The organism is Streptomyces sp. NPDC054813 (assembly GCF_053611365.1).
In genome coordinates, this window is sequence record NZ_JBSHAF010000049.1 from 13,983 (window position 1) to 32,588 (window position 18,606).

The following is an 18,606-nucleotide window of genomic DNA, read 5'->3' on the forward strand; positions in this document are numbered from 1 at the left end:
CTCCCGCTTTAGGTCCAGGAACCTCTCGTCGCCACCACGGTCACCGCCAGCAGCACCGACACAACGCGACCGTCGTCGCGCAGGCGGTGCCCGGACACGCCGCTCGGTCCAGAACGCGGCAACCGCGACGGCGGTCGCGTTCTGTCGCCGTGCTTGACGAGACCGGACGCTGTACGGAGGCGGCCAGACAGGCTGGCGGGGCAACTGGTCGGACGGTAACCGGAAATAGTGCCGTGGTTTGGGCCCGCACACAATCGCGGACGTCTATCATCCGCGCATGACCATGCCGCTGGGCGCTGACGCGTGCATGACTGATCTACTCGACCGGCTCTTGGTCTCGGTGGACTCACTGACCGACGAACTGACTGCCGAGATCCTCGACGGCGAGCGCTCATACGCCGAGGGCACGCTGCTGAGCCACGAGCAGTTGCGCGTCCCCGTGCACGACAACCTGTGCACGCTGCTGACAGCTTTGAGAAACGGGGGTGTGCCCACCAGCATGGACGCCCCGCGGGCGGCGGGCCGGCTCAAGGCCGAACAAGGCATCCCGCTGGCCGCTCTGCTGCATGCCTTCCGTCTCGGCGGGCGGTTCATCTGGGACCGGCTGCTGGCGATGGCCCTTGGCAGGGACAGCGCCGCCTGGCTGCTGCACAAGGCCTCGGACATCTGGGTGATCATCGACGAGTGCTCCAGCGCCGCGGCCGAGTCCTATCGCGTCGCGGTGGAGGAACAGGTATACCGCGATGCCGCCGCACGGCGCGTCATGCTCACCACGCTGCTCGACGGCACCGCGGGGAACAGCTCCAAAGCCTGGGAGGCCATGCGGGTCCTGCGATTGGACCGCAAAGGACCGTTCCTGGTGGTGTGCGGCGAGATCAACGACGGCGTCGGCCCTCTGCCGACGGTCGAGGGACAGCTGCGGGCGGTCGACATCGACGGCGAGTGGATCCACCAGGCAGGCAGCCTGCTCGGCCTCCTCGCTCTGCCGAACGAGCAACTGGTCGTCGCGGTGGAGGAACGCCTCGACGCCATCGCGCTCTCCCGCGTGGGCATCAGCCGGCCCTTCGCCTCGCCCATGGACACGCCGAACGCCCGGCGGGAGGCCCAACTGGCGGCCCAGTGCCTGCCGCCCGGGACCCCCGGCACACACGTCTACGGGAGCTCGCCGATAGCCCTGCTTGCGGCGGCCTCACCCGACGCCGCTTCCGAGGTGGCCCGTACGGTCTTCGGGCCGCTGCTCACCCTGCCGACGACGGAAAGAGCCGTCCTGCTCGACACCTTGGGCGTCTGGTTCGCCACCGGCGGCTCGACCACACGGGCCGCCGAGCACCTGCACTGCCACCGCAACACCGTCCTGTACCGGCTGGGCAGGATCACCGAACTGACCGGCCGTCGAACCAGCGACGCGGACTCCTCCGCGGAGCTCTACGTTGCCCTGCAGGCCATGCGACTGGGCACCATCCCGGAATGAGGCCTCGGCCGGCCAGACACCGGTACGCGCGGACGGTCTCCGCGATCACCCCGAAGGCAGGCGCGGCGCGTCTTCCGGTGGTCAGGGAACCGGCGGACTGAGGTTCTTCCCGCGCCGACAGGCCTCTGACTGTCTCCCTTCGCAGAGCCCTTTCACTGTCCTTTTTCGCTGTCTCCTCATTTCATTCTCTCCCCGTGCGAATACTGGCTTTCCGTTGTGCTCGCGCACAATCTGCTGCACCGCTTCGCTGGTGCTCGGCCCAAAGACCAGGACTTTATGCGGTTCTAGGCTCTGGTCCGCTCCCCGATGGGGAGCCGACAACTGGTTGCGCCGGGAGCTCCCTGCCGCGCTGGTCCCGGGAACGCGGCCTGTCTGCCGATCTCGAGAGCGGACGACTGGGAACAAGAAAGGAATGGCCGATGACCGACGTCCCTGCCAGGAGTGGCCGCACCACTGGACGTGGTGCGCACGCGCGGGTCGGCCGCCGCGCGTTCATCGGCTATGTGCTGGGTGGAGCCACGCTTGCCGTGGCCGCCGACCTCGGGCTGGGCACACCTGCCTACGCCGCGGTGCCCTCAGCGCCCCAGATCCCAGAGCTGTACGACCTCGAGGATCTGCAGACCGACGCCGCGCTCCCCACGTCCGCGCTGATCAAGATCGTGATCAACGAGGACGGCACCGCGTCGTTCGAGCTTCCGCGGATGGAGGTCGGCCAGGGAATCACCACCTCGACAGCGATGATCATCGCCGAGGAGCTCGACCTGCCGGTCGACAAGGTGCACGTGGCCTTGGCACCGGCCCGCCCCGAGTTGATGTTCAACCAGCTCACCGGCGGATCGAACACCACGGTCTCGACCTTCACACCTGTACGAGTCGCTGCGGCGATCGCCAGGAAGGCGCTGCTGGAAGCCGCGGCGATCGAGCTCGGCTCGGCAGTCGCGCTGCTGAAGTCCAAGGCAGGGGCGATCTTCGCGCCTGACGGATCGTCAATGACCTATGGCTCTCTGGCCACCAAGGCCGCCAGCCGCACCGTCAAGGCGGTGGAGGTCGAGCTCAAGGCCACGTCGAGCTTCTCGGTGATCGGCAAGCCCTACGGGCGGGAGGACGCCCGGCTCGCGGTCACCGGGCGGAAGCAGTTCACGCTGGACCTTCACGTTCCGGACGCGCTGCCGACCATGGTCTGCCGCCCACCCACTCTGAACGGCTCGCCGAAGTCGGTACACAACCGAGCCACGGTGCTTGCCATGCCGGGCGTGACGGATGTGGCGATGGTCGACACGGGAGTGGCTGTTCGCGCGGAGGCGTTCGGACAGTGCATCGACGCGGTGCGTGCCCTGGACGTGGAGTGGAACCCGGGCCCGGTCGCGGGCGAGTCCGACGAGACGATCCTGGCCCGGCTGAGAAAGGCCGAGCTGCCGATGGCGGTCCCGAAGGTCCCTCTACTGGCGAGCACGGTGGAGGCGGACTTCACCTTCATGTTCCGCAGCAGCGCCGCGCTCGAGCCGAACTGTGCGATCGCCGACGTCCGATCGGACCGCGCGACGGTGTGGGCGGGACTGAAGGTGCCGATCGTGGCACAGGCTGACATCGCGAAGGCAGTCGGCCTGCCGCAGAACGCGGTCACCGTCAACGTGGTCACCGGCGGAGGGTCGTTCGGACACAAACTCTTCGCCGACCCCGCCATCGAGGCCGCCAAGATCTCCAAGGCGATGGGCAAGCCGGTCAAGCTGATGTGGCATCGCGCCGACGAGCCCCGGCAGGGGCGGGTGCACCCCATGGTGACCTCGCGGATCCGGGCCACGTACCTGGCCGGGCAAGTGCTGACCTTCGAACAGCGGCACACCAGCGTGGTCACCGACTTCAGCCACGGACTCGGCGAGATGATCACGGCGACGGCAGACAGGCTGCCCACCGGGCTCGGCGCACTGGGGTTCTCCGAGACCATCTTCACGTTGACCCAGGAACTCCCCTACAACTTCGGCGTCGTCACCCAGCTGCTCAACGAGACCGACGCGCGCTTCAACACCGGGAGCATGCGCAACATCTACTCGCCCGATGTGGCCTGTGCCAATGAACTGGTCGTCGATCAGCTCGCCCGGAAGATGGGCAGGGATCCGCTGGCATTCCGGCTTGCGTTCCTCAAGAACGACCGGGTCAAGGCGGTGCTCCAGAAGGTCGCTGACGTGGGCAGGTGGGGCAGGTCGATGCCCGCCGGGATGGCGCAGGGCATCGCGATCCACAGCGAGTACAAGGGCGCGACCGCGGTGCTCGTCGAGATCGACTGCCGACCCGAGACCGTGAACCGCAAGGTCTACAACGCGGTCACCGGGCCCCGGGTGACCAAGGCCGTGGTCGCCGTGGACGCCGGACTGGTGATCAACCCCAAGGGCTTGGAGGCGCAGATGTTGGGTGGTGTCTCGGACGGGATCGCTCTCGCCCTCACCAGCAGCCTGCACCTGCGCGACGGGCACTTCCTCGAAGCCAGCTGGGACAACTACTTCTACACCCGGCAGTGGAACGTCCCCTTTGACTTCGAGTGCATCGTGATGCCCTCCGACTCCGAGCAACCCGGTGGTGCCGGCGAAGCCGGAGTGGCCGCGTCCGTGGCCGCGGTCGCGGGCGCCTACGCCCGTGCGACCGGCACGATGCCCACCCGGTTCCCGATCAACCACGGCACGGTGTCCTTCGAGGTCAAGCCCTTCATCCCACCCATTCCCGAGTCACCGTCCGACGGCCTGAGCCACACCTACTGAGGAGCGCACCATGAGCACGCACACCTTCATCCTCAACGGCAAGCGCGTCACCGTCGACGTCGATGACAACCTTCGACTGCTGTGGGTCCTGCGTGACGTACTGGACGTCACCGGACCGAAGTACGGCTGTGGCATCAATGTCTGCAAGGCCTGCACCTCCCACTTCAACGGCAAGGCATTCAATCCTTGCGCGGTGGAGGTCAAGGACGTGGGGCCGGACGACGAGATCACCACGATCGAAGGCCTGCCCGACACAGTCGGCAAGGACCTGCACCCGATGCAGGAGGCCTGGCTGGAGTACGACGTGGCACAGTGCGGCTACTGCCAACCCGGGCAGATCATGGCGGCGGTGGCCAAGGTCAGGCAAGCACAGGCTGCCGGCCATGAGATCACCGACTCCGACCTCGACGAGATCCGCAACATCTGCCGCTGCGGTACCTACAACCGCATCCGGGAAGCGATCAAGGCGGGCGCCGCGCACATGTGACCCGCCCCCGCCCGAGTGCCCGCCGCACAGGGCATGACGCGGCACCTGCGTCAGCTCTCACAGCGGGCTCTCGCCGGCAGTCCCGCACAGGGGGGCCACCATCAAGGGCCTCCCCCCCCACGGCCGGCAAGCCCTGCGCCCGACGCGGGAAGCATGCCTGGTGCGCGGCGTCGCACAGTGCGGCGGCCAGACCGGACGCGTCATGGCCGCCGTCGCCGAGGTCCGGCAACTCCGGCGGCCACGCGATCGTCGCCCTGGGCCTCGCCGAGGTCCGAAACGTCTGCCGCTCTGGCCCTTCCCACAGTATCCGCGTAGCCGTCGCGGTGAACACGCGGAAGACCCAGGCCGCCGCCGAACACGGAAAGGAGCATCGTGCTGGACATCGCTGACCAGTTGTCGCGCTGGTGTGAGCAGGGGAGGGCCTTCGCTGTCGCGACCGTGGTCGCGGTCCACGGCAGCGCTCCCAGGCAACCGGGCGCGGCGCTGGCCGTCGACATCGACGGCGCCGTCGTCGGGAGCGTGTCGGGAGGATGCGTGGAGGCGGCCGTGTACGACCTGTGCCGTGAAGCACTGGCGTCCACCACCTGCACGCTCGAGCGCTTCGGTTACTCGGACGAGGACGCCTTCGCGGTCGGCCTGACCTGCGGTGGAGTGCTGGACATCTTCGTACAGCCCGTCATCCCCACCGAGCGCGCGGAGCTGGTGGGGGCCCTGGCCACCGCAACTGCGGCAGATGTGGTGGCAGTGGCCAGGGTGGTCCGCGGGCCGTCCGACCTGATGGGTGGGGCGCTGGTCATACGAACAGACGGCTCTTGTGCGGGCGGCTTCGGCGATACGGCCCTGGAGGCGACGGCGCGTGCCGAGGCCAGGGTGTTCCTGGAGACAGGACGCACGGGCACGATCGAGATCGGTGCTCGGGGCAGCCGGTGCGGCGAGCCACTGACGCTGTTGGTGGAATCGATCGCTCCAACGCCACGCATGGTGGTCTTCGGTGCCATCGACTTCGCCGCGGCACTCGTACGGATCGGCAAGTACCTCGGCTACCACGTGACCGTGTGCGATGCGCGCCCCCTCTTCGCGACTCCGGCACGCTTTCCGGAAGCGGATGAGGTGGTCGCCGACTGGCCGCACCGCTACCTGGAGTCACAGGCGTGGGACGCACGCACCGTGATCTGCGTACTCACCCACGACGCCAAGTTCGACATCCCACTGCTACAGCGGGCGTTGCGGCTCCCGATCGCCTACATCGGTGCGATGGGTTCGCGTCGCACCCACCTGCAACGGCTGGGGCTGCTCCGGGAGTCCGGCGTCACCGAGGCGGAGCTGGCACGGTTGCACTCACCCATCGGCCTTGACCTCGGCGCGCGTACACCGGAGGAGACAGCCGTGTCGATCGCGGCCGAGATCGTGGCGCACCGCTGCGGCGGCAGCGGCCGACCGCTGATACGCGTCGACGGCCCGATCCACCGCCACACAACATCAAATCGCCTCATCCATTGAGGTCCACCACCCGGCAGCTGCTGTCGGGGCGTCAGTCGTCGTGGCGCTCGCTGTAGCAGGAGATCGGTGATTTGACCTTGCGGGTACTCACCAAGGCCTGCCGAACGGCCGCCCGGAGCTCGGCACGGGGCCGTGCGCGCTTTTCGAGAGTGATGCGCGGCCCTTTCCTGGCACGGTCGAAGAATGGAAGGCGCCCAGCGGTGGCCTCATACCCTGAGGGGCCACCGCTGGGCTCATGGGTCGCGCCGATCCCTTCCCACAGGCCGGCGCGGTCCGGGGCCGTGCGCCGCTCAAGCGCGGCCCGGAGTGTCGGGGACTCAGAGGCGCGTCAACTCGTGCTTCTCGTCCGGGCCCTGGCCCAGGTCCTGGGGTGATTCGTTCAGATGCTTGGTCAGCTGTTCGCCTTCCACGTCCACGTTGGGAAGTGCCTTGTCGAGCCACTTCGGCAGCCACCAGGCACGGTGTCCGAGCAGGGTGGGCACGGCGGGGACGATGGTCATGCGGACGACGAAGGCGTCGAGAAGGACCGCGTTCCTGCACGGGGTGCGGGCAGACACAGCGCTGCCGTTGCGGTGACGGTCGCCAACTCCGCCAGCGCTGGGGGGGCATCTCCCGGAGCAGGGAGCCGCGAGAGGGCGTCACGGCTGGCCGAGAGCCACAGCGAGCCCTCGCCGGTGGGAATCATCGTGAGGTCGGTGCCCCACAGCCGGTCCGGTGCGGGCGCGGTGAAGTCGCGTTGCACCATCCAGGGCGAGGGTGGCTTCCGGGTCGCGGCGGGTGAAGCCCTTGCCGTGCCGGCGTGGGCTGATTCCGTGCAGCGACTGCGTCCTGGGCGATCAGTGCCGGCGCGGCTGCGGCGTTGGTGGCGACTCTCGTGGTGCCAGCTCCAGGCGTCCGTTCGTGATGGCTATTTGCAGGGCGGGCCGGGGGCCTCCGCTGCTGCTCGGTTGAGCATTGCGACATCGCTGGATGCGGGTAGCCGGCCGTCGGCGGCCGCGAGTACGGCTCGGTCGACCGTCTGACGCAGTCGTCGGCCCGACGCCAGGACGGCGGCAGCGGCTGGGTCCGGGGTGCCCGGTGCGAGCAGGCCGGCCTGCTGAAGCCAGAGGTCCAGGTCGCCCGGATTCCGGCGAGTCTCCGCTTGACTAAAATGCGCGAACTGCCAGGTCGCCGTCAGTGTTCACGCGGCGAGTGAGACCGCCCGTGCCCGCTGCAATGGCGGCTGTTCCTGCCCGAGGAATGGGCCTCGGACAACGACCGCCGGGCCAAGACGATCATCCCGCCCGAGGTTGCCATGCCCGGCCGACGGACGAAGACGAACGCCGGGCGATCACTCGCCGCCTCATGCACGACGAAGACATCGCCATCGAGGACCGATTCGCCGGGCTTCTCGTTCTGCTCTACGCCCAACACCTCACCGTGGCCTCCCATCTGCCGATCACGGCAGTGATCATCAAAGGGCCCCAGACGTCCCTGCTGCTGGGCACCACGCACTTGCTGCTGCCAGATCCTCTGAACAGACTCGCCCGGAAGCTCCTCGCTCGGCAACGCGGACACACGACGATCGGCACCTCGTCCGACTCGCCCTGGCTGTTCCCCGGCGCCTTCGCAGGCCAGCCCCTCAGCAGCTACCACCTGGGAACCCGTCTCAAGCGGCTGGGTATCTACTCCCGTCCAGGCCGGACCTCTGCCCTGATGGGGCTCTCCACCCAACTGCCAGCAGCGGTCCTCACAGAACTGCTCGGGCTCAGCCCCGAGACCGCCACCGCCTGGACCCAGACCGGAGGCAACTGGGCCCGATACGCCGCAGAACTCCACGACCGCCCCACCCCAGAATTCACTGAGCCACACAGCAGGTGCTGGCTCTTTCCCGTACCGCACCCCACGTTTCCCGGATCTTTCTCGGATCGCCGGACGTGACCACTTGCCATCGACCGACGACCACCATATGGTCGTACGAACGTAAGACATACGGACGTAATTCAAAACCAAGGGAGTTCGTGATGGCGACAACTCGGCCGGTGGCGCTCGTGACAGGTGCCTCATCGGGGATCGGCAAGGAGACGGCCCGCGCCTTCGTCGCGGCGGGTTTCGAGGTGATCGGAACCGGCCGCAAGACCTCCGGACTCACCCCGCCCGCCGGTGTGACGTACCTCGATCTCGACGTGGCCAGTGACGACTCGGCCACCGACGCGGTCGGAGAGGTGATCGACCGGTTCGGGCGCATCGACGTCCTGGTCAACAACGCGGGCATCGGCTCGGCGGGCGCTGTCGAGGAGAACTCCGTCACCCAGGCCCAGAGCGTCCTGAACATCAACGTCCTCGGTGTCATCCGTATGACGAAGGCCGTCCTACCGCACATGCGCGCCCAGGGTGGCGGACGCGTCATCAACATCTCGTCCGTCCTCGGGGTCGCCCCCCAGCCCTTCATGGCCCTCTACGTAGCGTCAAAGCACGCCATCGAGGGCTACTCCGAGTCGCTGGACCACGAGGTCCGCGAGCACGGCGTCCGGGTCCTCCTCGTCCAGCCCGCCTATACCAAGACCAGCTTCGACACCAACGCCGCGCAGCCCGACACCCCGCTGCCTCTGTACGCGGAGCGACGGCGCGTCTTCGACGAGGTGATCGCGGAGGCGATGAAGGACGGCGACGACCCCGCCGTCGTCGCCAAAGTGATCGTCACCGCGGCCACCGACAGGAAGCCGAAGCTGCGCTACACCGCCGGCCCGCTGGCCTCACGCGTCACCACGGCGCGCCGCCTCGTCCCCGCCGGAGCGTTCGACAAGCAGATCCGCAAGAACAACCGCATGCCCGCCTGACATCCCGGTCCGGCTTCAAGGGTGCCGATTCCGCCCGAATGTCCCCGGTGTACCCGATATTCCTGATCTCCCCGATGTCTCCGGTGTCTCCGAAAGCCCATTGATCAGTCACTCGTTGATTCACCAAGGAGAGTCATGCAGCAGCACAGCCAGCAAACGGCCCAGCGCAGTGCATCGAGCGCAAGGCGTTTCCTGAAGAAGAACGTCGGGATCGCGCTGGCGGTCACCGCCGCGGCGGCCGTCCTGGGGTCGGCGCCGTCCGCGTCCGCAGGCACGGGACACCCGGACCGCGGATCCGTTGTCACCGACGTACAGACCGCGGCGAAGTTCGACTTCGCCGCCGGCGAGATCCCCGAGAACATCACCGCCAACCCCGACGGCTCAATGACCCTGTCCATGCTCGGCAGTTGCGCGGTGTGCCAGCGCACCCATGGGCCGGAGCTGATGCGTATCTCCCCGTCCGGAGCCCGCACGGTGCTCGTCACCGGGCAGGTGGGTGAGGCGATCAGCGGCAACACCCGTGGCAGTGACGGCACCGTCTACTACAGCTTGTGGGCCCCGGGCAACGCGGCCAGGAACGGCGTGTACAAACTGCTTCCGGACGGCACCCCCCAGCGCATCGCCGCTCTGCCCGCCGACACGGGCCCCAACGGGCTGGCCATCGACCCGGCCGGACGCACCCTCTACATCGCGGACAGCCTGAAGGGCATCATCTGGTCCGTTCCGCTCTCGGGCGGATCGGTGACCCCGTGGCTGACCGATGCCGCTCTCGCGCCGGTGCCGACCGAAGCCCTGCCGATCGGTGCCAACGGGCTCAGGTTCCACAACGACACTCTGTGGGTCAGCAACTTCAACAAGGGAACACTGCTGCGGGTACCGGTCACCGGCACCGGCGCGGCCGGTCCCATCCGCCTTGTCGCGAGCGGCCTGCCCAACATCGACGATCTCAGCTTCCTGACCCCCCGGTCCGATGTGGTGTTCGCGGCGCAGAACGGCTCCTCCTCGCAGAACGGTCCGGACAGGGTCGTGGTGATCTACCCGAACGGCACCTACAAGCCCGTCCTGACCAGCGTGGACGGTCTCGCCTCGCCCTCCGCGACCGCGGTCCGCGGCGACCGGCTGTACATCACCGACGGCGGGGTCCCCGAGCCCCACGACCCGAAACTGCAGACCGCGAGGATCAACTTCGCTGCTCTCCTCGCCAACGCGGCACACTGACCTGACCAGGGCGGTAGCCGGAGCACAAGCCCCGGCTGCGATGGAGGAACGCATGGTGCGCTACGCGAGAGAACACAAGCAGGAGACAAGGCAGCGGATCGTCGAGACGGCCGGTCGTCGGTTCAAGCGCGACGGCATCGACGGCTCGGGGATTTCCACGCTCATGAAGGACGCGGGGCTGACCAACGGCACCTTCTACGCCTACTTCGCGTCCAAGGACGAACTCGTCGCCACTGCGGTCGCCGACCAGATGCGCACACAGCACGCGAGCATCGTCGCACAGGCGGCGCCCGGCCGTGCCGGACTCGAGCAGATCGTGCGCTGGTACTTCTCCACCGAGCAGCGCGACAGCATCGAGGACGGCTGCCCCAACGCCGCCCTGCTCGACGAGATCGTACGCTCCACGGATCCCACCAGGCAGGCGTACACCGACGGCGCTCTGGTCCTCATCGACGGCTTCGCCGCCCGCCTGGCACCCCACGATCCACCGTCGGCGCGTCTGAAGTCACTCAGCCTCCTCGGCATGTTGGCCGGGACGCTGCAGCTCTCCCGTGCCCTGACCGACCGGCAGCTCGCCGACGAACTCCTCGAACAGGGCATCCGCAACGCCCTCGCACTGTTGGATGCCGAGCAGCACAACTGAGACGCCGTCCGCGTATCGACTCACTGCTTTGAAGGAGGCGCGCCGCCGAGCCTTCGGCGTCTGACTGGTCTGGCCAGAGGTGCCATTCCGCAACTACTGATATCCGTCATCGCCAATAATGCGGTCGCTGCCACCGGCGATCTCCTCCTCCGAGTAACCCAGCCGACGGAACTTCGCGATGTTGTAGGCGGAGTTCAGATAGATGTGCAGGTGCGCGCGCTCCCGAGGCCAGTGGTGCGCGAGCGCCCGCTCGACTTTCGGCGTCCGGTTCCACGCCGCCCAAGGGCGGACCGTCCGGGTCGACGTCACGGACAGCACCACACTCTGCGGTGGCCCGGCGACGCAGTCGACGGGGCCCAGCAACGGTCGACGGGCCGGTGAGCCGCTGCCTCGGTGCCTGCTTGCGCCCCTTCCCCCAGGGCGTCACCACACCCCTCCCCGCGCAGAGCGCTTGCAATCGCCGATCCGCTCTCATAGAATTATGATCATACTTTAATGGCCCGTGAGTCCTCACTGCCGACCACTCGGCCAACGGCTCTCATGGACAGGCCGCGTCACCAGCACCCTGATCTTCCTTCCAGCCCGCCGCCTGCTCTACGGCCGATCCGCAACACCATCGGTGCGACCAATCCGATCCGCACGCCCTTCTCACTTCACCAGGAACTCTCCATGGACCTCTCCACCAGCACTGTCCTTGTCACCGGAGCCAACCGGGGCTTCGGCCGGGCCCTCGCCGCCGAACTGCTCGGCCGCGGCGCCACGGTCTACGCCGGCGCCCGCAACCCCGACCAGGTCGACCTGCCCGGCGCCAAGCCGATCGCACTGGACATCACCGACCCCGCCTCCGTCGCGGCCGCCGCCGAGGCCGCCGGCGATGTGACCGTCCTCATCAACAACGCGGGGTCCTCCACCGGCGCCGACCTGCTCTCCGCCGGCCTGGACGACATCCGGCTGGAGATGGACACCCACTACTTCGGCACCCTCTCGGTGGTCCGGAGCTTCGCGCCCCAGATCGCGGCCAACGGCGGCGGGGCCATCCTGAACGTCCTGTCCGGACTGTCCTGGGTCAGCTTCCCGGAGATCGGCGCCTACTGCGCCGCCAAGTCCGCTGAATGGTCACTCACCAACGCCCTGCGCGTGCAGCTCGCTGACCAGGGCATCCGAGTGGCGGGACTGCACGTCGGCTACATGGACACCGACATGGCCCGGGGCGTCGACGGGGCCAAGTCGGACCCGGCCGACATCGCCCGGCTCGCCGTCGACGGCATCGCCGCCGACGCCTACGAGATCCTCGCGGACAACGCCTCCCGCCAGGCGCAGGCCGCACTGGCCGGAGGCGTCGCAGCCCTGTACCCGCAGCTCCCCTGAGGGTCGGCCGCCAAGGAAACCGCGCCGGGTCCCGGGCACCGGGGCCCGGTACCTCACGCCGCGCTGTCGCGCGCCGGCCTCCACATCCACTGATCGACCATTAATCACGTCTGCCAAAGGGGAAGGCATGCACCAGCACCGCCGGCAACCGGCCAAGCGCGGCACCGCCGTATGGCCGTGCTCATCACCAGCGTGGCCGGACTCATCACCGCGCTCGACAACCTGATCATCACCACCGCCCTCCCCTCCATCCGCGAGGATCTCGGCGGCGGTCTCGAAGACCTCGAATGGACGGCGAGTGCCTGCACCCTCACCTTCGCGGTGCTGCTCATGTTCGGATCCTCCCTCGGCGACCGCTTCGGCCGCGGAAGACTGTTCGCCATCGGGCTCGCGATCTTCACCTCCGCCTCGGCCGGGGCCGCACTCTTTGCTGGGTGTGGCGCAGTCCTCGGCGGAGGGTGCGTTCGAGGTGGTCGTCGTCGGTGAAGGCGGTGTTGGCAAGCGGGCCGCGCCGTAACAGTGACCAGATGCCCTCCACCGGATTCAAGTCCGGTGCATAGGAGGGCAATTGGACGATGGTGAGCCAGTCGTGTTCGTGGGCATACTCGCGCATCCCGGCGGCCCGGTGGGTGTTGAGGTTGTCCCAGATCAAGACGATAGGGGCGCCGAGCTGGATGTGAGCGCGGACGACCAGGTCGCGGTAGTCGGTCCAGGCGAAGCTGTTGCGTCCTTGGCCGCGGTACTTGCGGTGTTGGCGTGGCCGGTAGATCAGCCGGGCGGACTCGCCCGGCCGGTAGCAGCACATCGCGGCGATCGACCAGCGGCGCCAGGACCGGCCGCGCACCCGCACCACGGGCGTCTGCCCACGCCAGCCCCAGGTGCGGGCCCGCGGCGGGGTCATCGCAAACCCGGCCTCGTCCTCGAAGACGATGAATGCCCCCAGCGCCGCCACAGTCATTCCGCCTGCGGCCACACATCCTTCTTCCACAACTAGACCGCGTGCTCATCGCGCTCCACCGCCCGGCGGGCGGGACACTGCCAGGACCAGCCGTGCCGGTGCAGCAGCCGCCACACCGCCGCCATCGAGCAGTCGACCTGGAACTTCCATGCGATCAGCGCTCTGATCCGGGCCAGGGTCCAGCGCTGGTCGTCCCAGCCGCACTTGGCGGGACCGAGCGCCAACTCCTTCTCCAGCTCGGCGAACTGGCCGTCGGACAGCTTGGGAAGTTTCGGCGGTTCCCTGGAGGCGAGGGCCTCCATCCCGCCCTCCCGCCAGGCCCGCCAGGCCCGCCGCCAGCGTTCCACCGACCGCTCACTCACCCGCAGATCCTTCGCGATCACCGCGGTCTTCTCACTGCGGGCGAACCGCTCGGCCGCCTCGCACTGGATCCGCTCACGCAATCGCCGCCGCTCCGCGGTCAATCCACCACCCTGCGCGTACCGCATACCACCGGCCTACCGCAGGGATCAGCACACGTCACCCCGACAACACCCCGAAGAGATCAGTAGACATGTCCCGCTCGAGGCGGAGGCCCATGCCGGCATCTTGAAGAGCTTCGGTCCACGCATCCATGCGAGCGACCCTAATCGCATCTGAGTTTACTTTCCTATACTCAGCAAGTAGCGTCATGACTGGCACATCTGGCTGCACGCGAGAAGTGGGCGTGACAGCAACCCGTGAAGGAGCGTCACCATGGCAGGAAGTCCAGAAGCACAGCAGTTCGCGCAGTTCCTCGAGAGCGTGAGCGCGAAGACGTCGACGCCGGGCCTCGACCTGGCCGTGATCCGCGACATCGTCGACTCGAACCACAAGGCGTCGACCGAGCCGGAAGGCGTCACCTACGCCGAGGTCGACGCGGGCGGCGTCCCCGCCCTGTGGGCGATCCCCGAGGGCGCCGACCCCGACCGGGCGCTGCTCCACTTCCATTTCGGCGGATCCGTCACCGCATCGATGCACTCGGACCGCAAGGCCGCCGGTCACATCGCGAAGGCGGCCGGCGCCCGCTCGCTGGTCGTGGACTTCCGCCTGGCGCCCGAACACCCCTACCCGGCACAGCTCGACGACGCCGAGACGGCCTACCGGTGGCTGCTCTCGCAGGGCTATAAGCCGCAGAACATCGGCAGCACGGGCCATTCGATCGGCGGCACGCTCGCGGTACTGCTGCCGCTGCGTCTGCTCGCGAAGGGCGAGGCGACCCCGGGCGCGATCGTCAGCGTCTCGCCGTGGACCGACCTCACCATCCAGAACGCGTCGGTCGACGAGAACGAAGACAACGACAAGATGCTCAGCAGGGCCACGCTCGAGCTCTTCCGCGGAGCCTGGCTGCAGGACCCCGCCGTGGACTTCGCCGACCCGCAGGTCAGCCTCGTGCACGCCGATCTGACCGGCCTGCCGCCCACGGTCGTCCACTACGGCGAGTACGAGACCCTCGCCGACGACGGCGCCGAGCTCGGCCGCCGACTCTCGGACTTCAAGGTCACCTCCCAGGTCCACCCGATGCCCGAGGGGCAGCATTCCTTCGTCCTGGGCGCGGGGCGTGTGCCCGAGGTGGATCAGGCGATCCAGCAGATGGGTCAGTGGCTCCGCAAGCACCTCGGCGCCTGAACAGAACCTGAACTGACGGCGGGGTCCGCTTGCCGGGCCCGCCACACCACCGCGATGCCGGTGACCGGGCCGCCGGTCTCCGGCATCCTCGACCATGTCGGCCGACATGCGGTATGCGTGTCCGACACCGTTCTGTACGCCGCCACACCCCGGTCCCTCGATGCCACGAAGGAGTGCGCGATGGGAATGTACGAGGATGTCTTCCGCTCCAGCACCGAAGACCCGGAAAGTTTCTGGCTGAAGGCGGCAGAGGGCATCGACTGGGATGTCACTCCGCGACGCGCCCTGGACTCCTCGGGCGCACCCTTCTATCGCTGGTTTCCCGACGGGCGGCTCAACGTCTGTTTCAACGCGCTCGACCGGCACGTCGAGGCCGGCCGCGGCGAACAGCCCGCGCTAATCTACGACTCCCCCGTGACCGACACCCTCCGCACCTACACCTACACACAGCTGAGGAACGAGGTGGCGGCCTTCGCCGGAGCGCTCGCGCAGCTCGGCGTGGGACGCGGCGACCGGGTGGTGATCTACATGCCGATGGTCCCCGAGGCCACCGTCGCGATGCTGGCCTGTGCGCGCATCGGCGCGGTCCACTCGGTCGTCTTCGGCGGGTTCGCCCCGCACGAACTCGCGGTCCGCATCGACGACGCCGCCCCCAAGGTGGTCGTCTCCGCCTCCTGCGGCATCGAGGGAAAGCGTGTCATCGCGTACAAGCCGTTGCTCGACCGGGCAATCGAACTCGCGGTCCACAAGCCGGAAAAGAGCATGATCCTTCAACGCCCGCAGGAGCGGGCCGAGTTGGGGCCCGACGATCTCGACTGGGCCGACCTCGTCGCCGCCGCACCGCCGGCCGACTGCGTGCCGATCGCCGCCACCGATCCCCTGTACATCCTCTACACGTCCGGAACGACCGGAAAGCCCAAGGGAGTCGTGCGTGACTGCGGCGGCTACGCGGTGGCCCTGCACTGGTCGATGGGGGCTGTCTACGACGTGGGCCCGGGCGAGACCATGTTCACCGGCTCCGACGTCGGCTGGGTCGTCGGGCACTCGTACATCGTCTACGCGCCCCTGCTGGTCGGTGCCACGACGGTCCTGTACGAGGGCAAGCCGGTCGGCACCCCGGACGCGGGCCAGTTCTGGCGTGTCGTCGCCGAGTACGGCGTCAAGACCATGTTCACGGCCCCCACCGCCTTCCGCGCCATCCGCAAGGAGGACCCCAAGGGCGCCCTCAGCGCCGGTTACGACCTCTCCGGCCTGCGCTACCTCTTCCTCGCCGGCGAGCGCCTCGACCCGAAGACCTACCACTGGGCGAGTGCCCTGCTGGACGTCCCGGTGATCGACCACTGGTGGCAGACCGAGACCGGCTGGCCCATTGTCGCCAACCCCGTGGGCATCGAGGCCGCTCCCATCAAGCCCGGCTCCCCCACCCGCCCGCTGCCGGGCTGGGACGTCCGCGTCCTCGACCCTTCGGGCGAGCCGGCGCCCGAAGGCGTCGACGGTGCGATCGTCGTGAGGCTTCCCCTGCCGCCCGGCGCTCTCCCCACTCTCTGGAACGACGACGACCGCTACGTCGCCTCCTACCTCTCCGCCTACGCCGGCTACTACCTCACCGGCGACAACGGCCACATCGACGACGACGGCTACGTCTTCGTCATGGGCCGCACCGACGACGTCATCAACGTCGCCGGGCACCGGCTGTCCACCGGCAGCATGGAAGAGGCCCTGGCCACCCACCCCGACGTCGCCGAATGCGCCGTCATCGGCGTCACCGACGCCCTGAAGGGACAGGTCCCGCGCGGTCTCGTCGTTCTGAAAGCCGGCATCAGCCGCGAAGCGAGCGAGGTCGAGGCCGAACTCGTCCAGCTCGTACGCGAACGCATCGGCGCCGTCGCCTCCCTCAAGGACGTCGCGGTCGTCGCCGCACTGCCAAAGACCCGCTCGGGAAAGATCCTGCGCAAGACGATGCGCGGCATCGCCGACGGCCACGACGAACCCATCCCCTCCACCGTGGACGACCCCAGCGTCATCGAGGCCCTGCGCCCTGTTCTCCGCCGCGCAGACCGCACCCCGTGAACGCCGGCTGACGGCCTGGCCGACGGTGGCGAGGTGGCGCGTCCACGGAACGCAGGGGCCAGGCCGCCCGGCCCGGGTGGGCGGACCACGGCAGCTTCGACTTCGGGTCGGTCGCCGCCCTTGATCGCCACCACGATCGGTGGACGGTGACCTGTCACTGCCCGGCCCGGACCGCCAGGGACGTGTCGGGGCCCCACCGGTCGCACCGACCCCCGCGTTCTTTCGACAGCCCGAAGCGCCCTACGCCGACCCGACCGACAGCGTCGACGCGCCACAGACTCCTCGGCTCGCCCAGGGATCGCGCTTGAACCTGCCAGCCGCATCCAATAGACTTACGATCATAATTCAATGATGGTGTCGATGATGTGCTGGCCGACACCGCTCATGACGGGCGCGTCATCGGGCTCAGAGACAGGAAGGCACAGGGTCTCCACCCGGCCGACCACGCCCACCCGGTGACCGCCCCATCCGTGGCTGTCCGCCACCCATAACCTGAGGAACCACCCATGCTCAACGCCCTGTGGAACCCGACCGTCGTCGGAGAGATCTCTCTGCCGCACCGGCTGGCCATGGCCCCCCTGACCCGCAGCCGGGCCACCCCGGAAGGGGTGCCGACCGCGCTGAATGCCGAGTACTACGCCCAGCGCGCCTCGCACGCGCTCATCATCACCGAGGGCACCCAGCCCTCCGCCGACGGCCAGGGCTACCCGGTGACCCCGGGCATCTACACGGTGGAGCACATCGCAGGCTGGCGGAAGGTAACCGACGCCGTACACAAGGCCGACGGGCGCATCGTCATCCAGCTGATGCACGCCGGGCGGATCTCCCACCCCGACAACACCCCCCACCACCGTCAGCCGGTGGCTCCCTCCGCGATCAAGCCGACCGGCCTCACGTTCACCGCCTCCGGGCCCCAGGAGATGCCGGTGCCGCGCGAGCTGTCCACCGAGGAGGTCGCCGCGACGGTCGACGACTTCCGGCGCGCCGCCGCGGCCGCCATCTCGGCCGGCGCCGACGGCGTCGAGATCCACGGGGCCAACGGCTACCTGGTCAACCAGTTCCTCTTCCCCAGCGCCAACCAGCGCACCGACCAGTACGGCGGCTCCCTCGACAACCGCATCCGTTTCGCGGTGGAGGTCGCCACGGCCGTGGCCGACGAGATCGGCGCCGACCGCACCGGCATCCGGATCTCTCCCGGCAACCCCTTCCAGCTCAACGACCTCACAGAGAGCGACCCTCACGAGCTCTACCCGCACCTCCTGCGCGCCCTCGCCCCCCTCAACCTCGCCTACCTGCACATCGGCCACGGCGGCGACGACGAACTTTTGCACACCCTCCGCAAGCTCTGGCCGACCACACTGATCCTCAACCGCGCCGGCACGGACATAGCCACCCGCGCCAAGGACATCGAGAACGGCCTGGCCGACGTCATCACCGTTGGCTCGATGGCACTCGCCAACCCCGACCTGGTCGAGCGCGTACGTGCCGACGCCCCGCTGAACACCCCTGACCCCGCCACCTTCTACGGCGGTGGCGCGGCCGGCTACACCGACTACCCCACCTACGCCGCCTGACGAAGGGCCCGGCGCCCGAGGGATCACCGACCTCGGGCGCCTCAATACGCCTGCGGCGCACGTCGGTGGCGACCCGAGGAGATACGGGCCGCCACCTG

15 protein-coding genes and 3 pseudogenes are annotated in these 18,606 nt (G+C 68.5%); 14 read left to right on the forward strand and 4 right to left on the reverse strand.

The features are described from left to right. Positions 1–277 precede the first annotated feature (277 nt). The 4 genes from ACWGJB_RS48395 (at position 278) to ACWGJB_RS48410 (ending at position 6,211) form a co-directional block, all read left to right on the forward strand. Complete coding sequence (locus ACWGJB_RS48395) at positions 278–1,471, forward strand: PucR family transcriptional regulator (protein ID WP_453386409.1); 1,194 nt, start codon at positions 278–280, stop codon at positions 1,469–1,471. 419 nt (positions 1,472–1,890) lie between these two features. Continuing rightward, a complete protein-coding gene (locus ACWGJB_RS48400) occupies positions 1,891–4,224 on the forward strand; it encodes a molybdopterin cofactor-binding domain-containing protein (RefSeq protein ID WP_453386410.1) in 2,334 nt (777 codons plus the stop codon). A gap of 10 nt (positions 4,225–4,234) precedes the next feature. After that, entirely contained in the window at positions 4,235–4,711 is a 477-nt protein-coding gene (locus tag ACWGJB_RS48405) for a (2Fe-2S)-binding protein (protein ID WP_453386411.1), read from the forward strand. Between the two features lie 372 nt (positions 4,712–5,083). Further along, positions 5,084–6,211, forward strand: a complete 1,128-nt coding sequence (locus ACWGJB_RS48410) for an XdhC family protein (protein WP_453386412.1) — start codon at positions 5,084–5,086, stop codon at positions 6,209–6,211. A 317-nt stretch (positions 6,212–6,528) separates the two neighbouring features. On the opposite strand, the pseudogene ACWGJB_RS48415 reads toward ACWGJB_RS48410, so the two are convergent. Together ACWGJB_RS48415 and ACWGJB_RS48420 are read right to left on the reverse strand one after the other, a co-directional pair. Then, positions 6,529–6,741, reverse strand: a pseudogene (locus ACWGJB_RS48415) (hypothetical protein); the annotation flags it as partial. A gap of 377 nt (positions 6,742–7,118) precedes the next feature. Further along, entirely contained in the window at positions 7,119–7,388 is a 270-nt protein-coding gene (locus ACWGJB_RS48420) for an ABATE domain-containing protein (protein ID WP_453386423.1), read from the reverse strand. Between ACWGJB_RS48420 and ACWGJB_RS48425 the strand changes: the two are divergent. From ACWGJB_RS48425 to ACWGJB_RS48445, 5 genes and pseudogenes are all read left to right on the forward strand, one after another. Next, positions 7,360–7,526 (forward strand): annotated as a pseudogene (locus ACWGJB_RS48425) (transposase); the annotation flags it as partial. The gene ACWGJB_RS48420 and the pseudogene ACWGJB_RS48425 overlap by 29 nt on opposite strands. Before the next feature lie 29 nt (positions 7,527–7,555). Further along, entirely contained in the window at positions 7,556–8,131 is a 576-nt protein-coding gene (locus tag ACWGJB_RS48430) for a hypothetical protein (RefSeq protein ID WP_453386413.1), read from the forward strand. Between the two features lie 83 nt (positions 8,132–8,214). After that, on the forward strand, positions 8,215–9,030 hold the full coding sequence (locus ACWGJB_RS48435) for an oxidoreductase (RefSeq protein WP_453386414.1): 816 nt from the start codon (positions 8,215–8,217) through the stop codon (positions 9,028–9,030). A gap of 135 nt (positions 9,031–9,165) precedes the next feature. Beyond that, a complete protein-coding gene (locus ACWGJB_RS48440; RefSeq protein ID WP_453386415.1) occupies positions 9,166–10,248 on the forward strand; it encodes an SMP-30/gluconolactonase/LRE family protein in 1,083 nt (360 codons plus the stop codon). Between the two features lie 52 nt (positions 10,249–10,300). After that, positions 10,301–10,891: a TetR/AcrR family transcriptional regulator gene (locus ACWGJB_RS48445; protein WP_453386416.1), complete on the forward strand. Its 591-nt coding sequence runs from the start codon at positions 10,301–10,303 to the stop codon at positions 10,889–10,891. 93 nt (positions 10,892–10,984) lie between these two features. Here the strand turns inward: ACWGJB_RS48445 and ACWGJB_RS48450 are convergent, their stop codons facing one another. After that, positions 10,985–11,200 carry a hypothetical protein gene (locus ACWGJB_RS48450; protein WP_453386417.1) on the reverse strand — a complete coding sequence of 72 codons (216 nt, stop codon included), beginning with the start codon at positions 11,198–11,200 and terminating at the stop codon, positions 10,985–10,987. A 360-nt stretch (positions 11,201–11,560) separates the two neighbouring features. On the opposite strand from ACWGJB_RS48450, the gene ACWGJB_RS48455 reads away from it, so the two are divergent. Next, positions 11,561–12,259, forward strand: a complete 699-nt coding sequence (locus ACWGJB_RS48455) for an SDR family oxidoreductase (protein ID WP_453386418.1) — start codon at positions 11,561–11,563, stop codon at positions 12,257–12,259. A gap of 127 nt (positions 12,260–12,386) precedes the next feature. Next, positions 12,387–12,730 (forward strand): annotated as a pseudogene (locus ACWGJB_RS48460) (MFS transporter); the annotation flags it as partial. Here the strand turns inward: ACWGJB_RS48460 and ACWGJB_RS48465 are convergent. Further along, positions 12,657–13,705, reverse strand: a protein-coding gene (locus ACWGJB_RS48465) for an IS630 family transposase (protein WP_453386419.1) whose coding sequence is annotated in 2 segments (ribosomal slippage) — positions 12,657–13,252 and positions 13,252–13,705 — 1,050 coding nt in all. Because the reading frame shifts where the segments join, the coding sequence is not laid out codon by codon here. The pseudogene ACWGJB_RS48460 and the gene ACWGJB_RS48465 sit on opposite strands and share 74 nt — an antisense overlap. A gap of 247 nt (positions 13,706–13,952) precedes the next feature. Here ACWGJB_RS48465 and ACWGJB_RS48470 point away from each other — a divergent pair. From ACWGJB_RS48470 to ACWGJB_RS48480, 3 genes are all read left to right on the forward strand, one after another. Beyond that, positions 13,953–14,864: an alpha/beta hydrolase fold domain-containing protein gene (locus tag ACWGJB_RS48470; protein WP_453386420.1), complete on the forward strand. Its 912-nt coding sequence runs from the start codon at positions 13,953–13,955 to the stop codon at positions 14,862–14,864. A 180-nt stretch (positions 14,865–15,044) separates the two neighbouring features. Continuing rightward, positions 15,045–16,934, forward strand: a complete 1,890-nt coding sequence (locus tag ACWGJB_RS48475) for a propionyl-CoA synthetase (protein ID WP_453386421.1) — start codon at positions 15,045–15,047, stop codon at positions 16,932–16,934. Positions 16,935–17,440: 506 nt separating this feature from the next. Then, positions 17,441–18,508: an alkene reductase gene (locus ACWGJB_RS48480; RefSeq protein WP_453386422.1), complete on the forward strand. Its 1,068-nt coding sequence runs from the start codon at positions 17,441–17,443 to the stop codon at positions 18,506–18,508. The last annotated feature ends 98 nt before the right edge of the window (positions 18,509–18,606 follow it).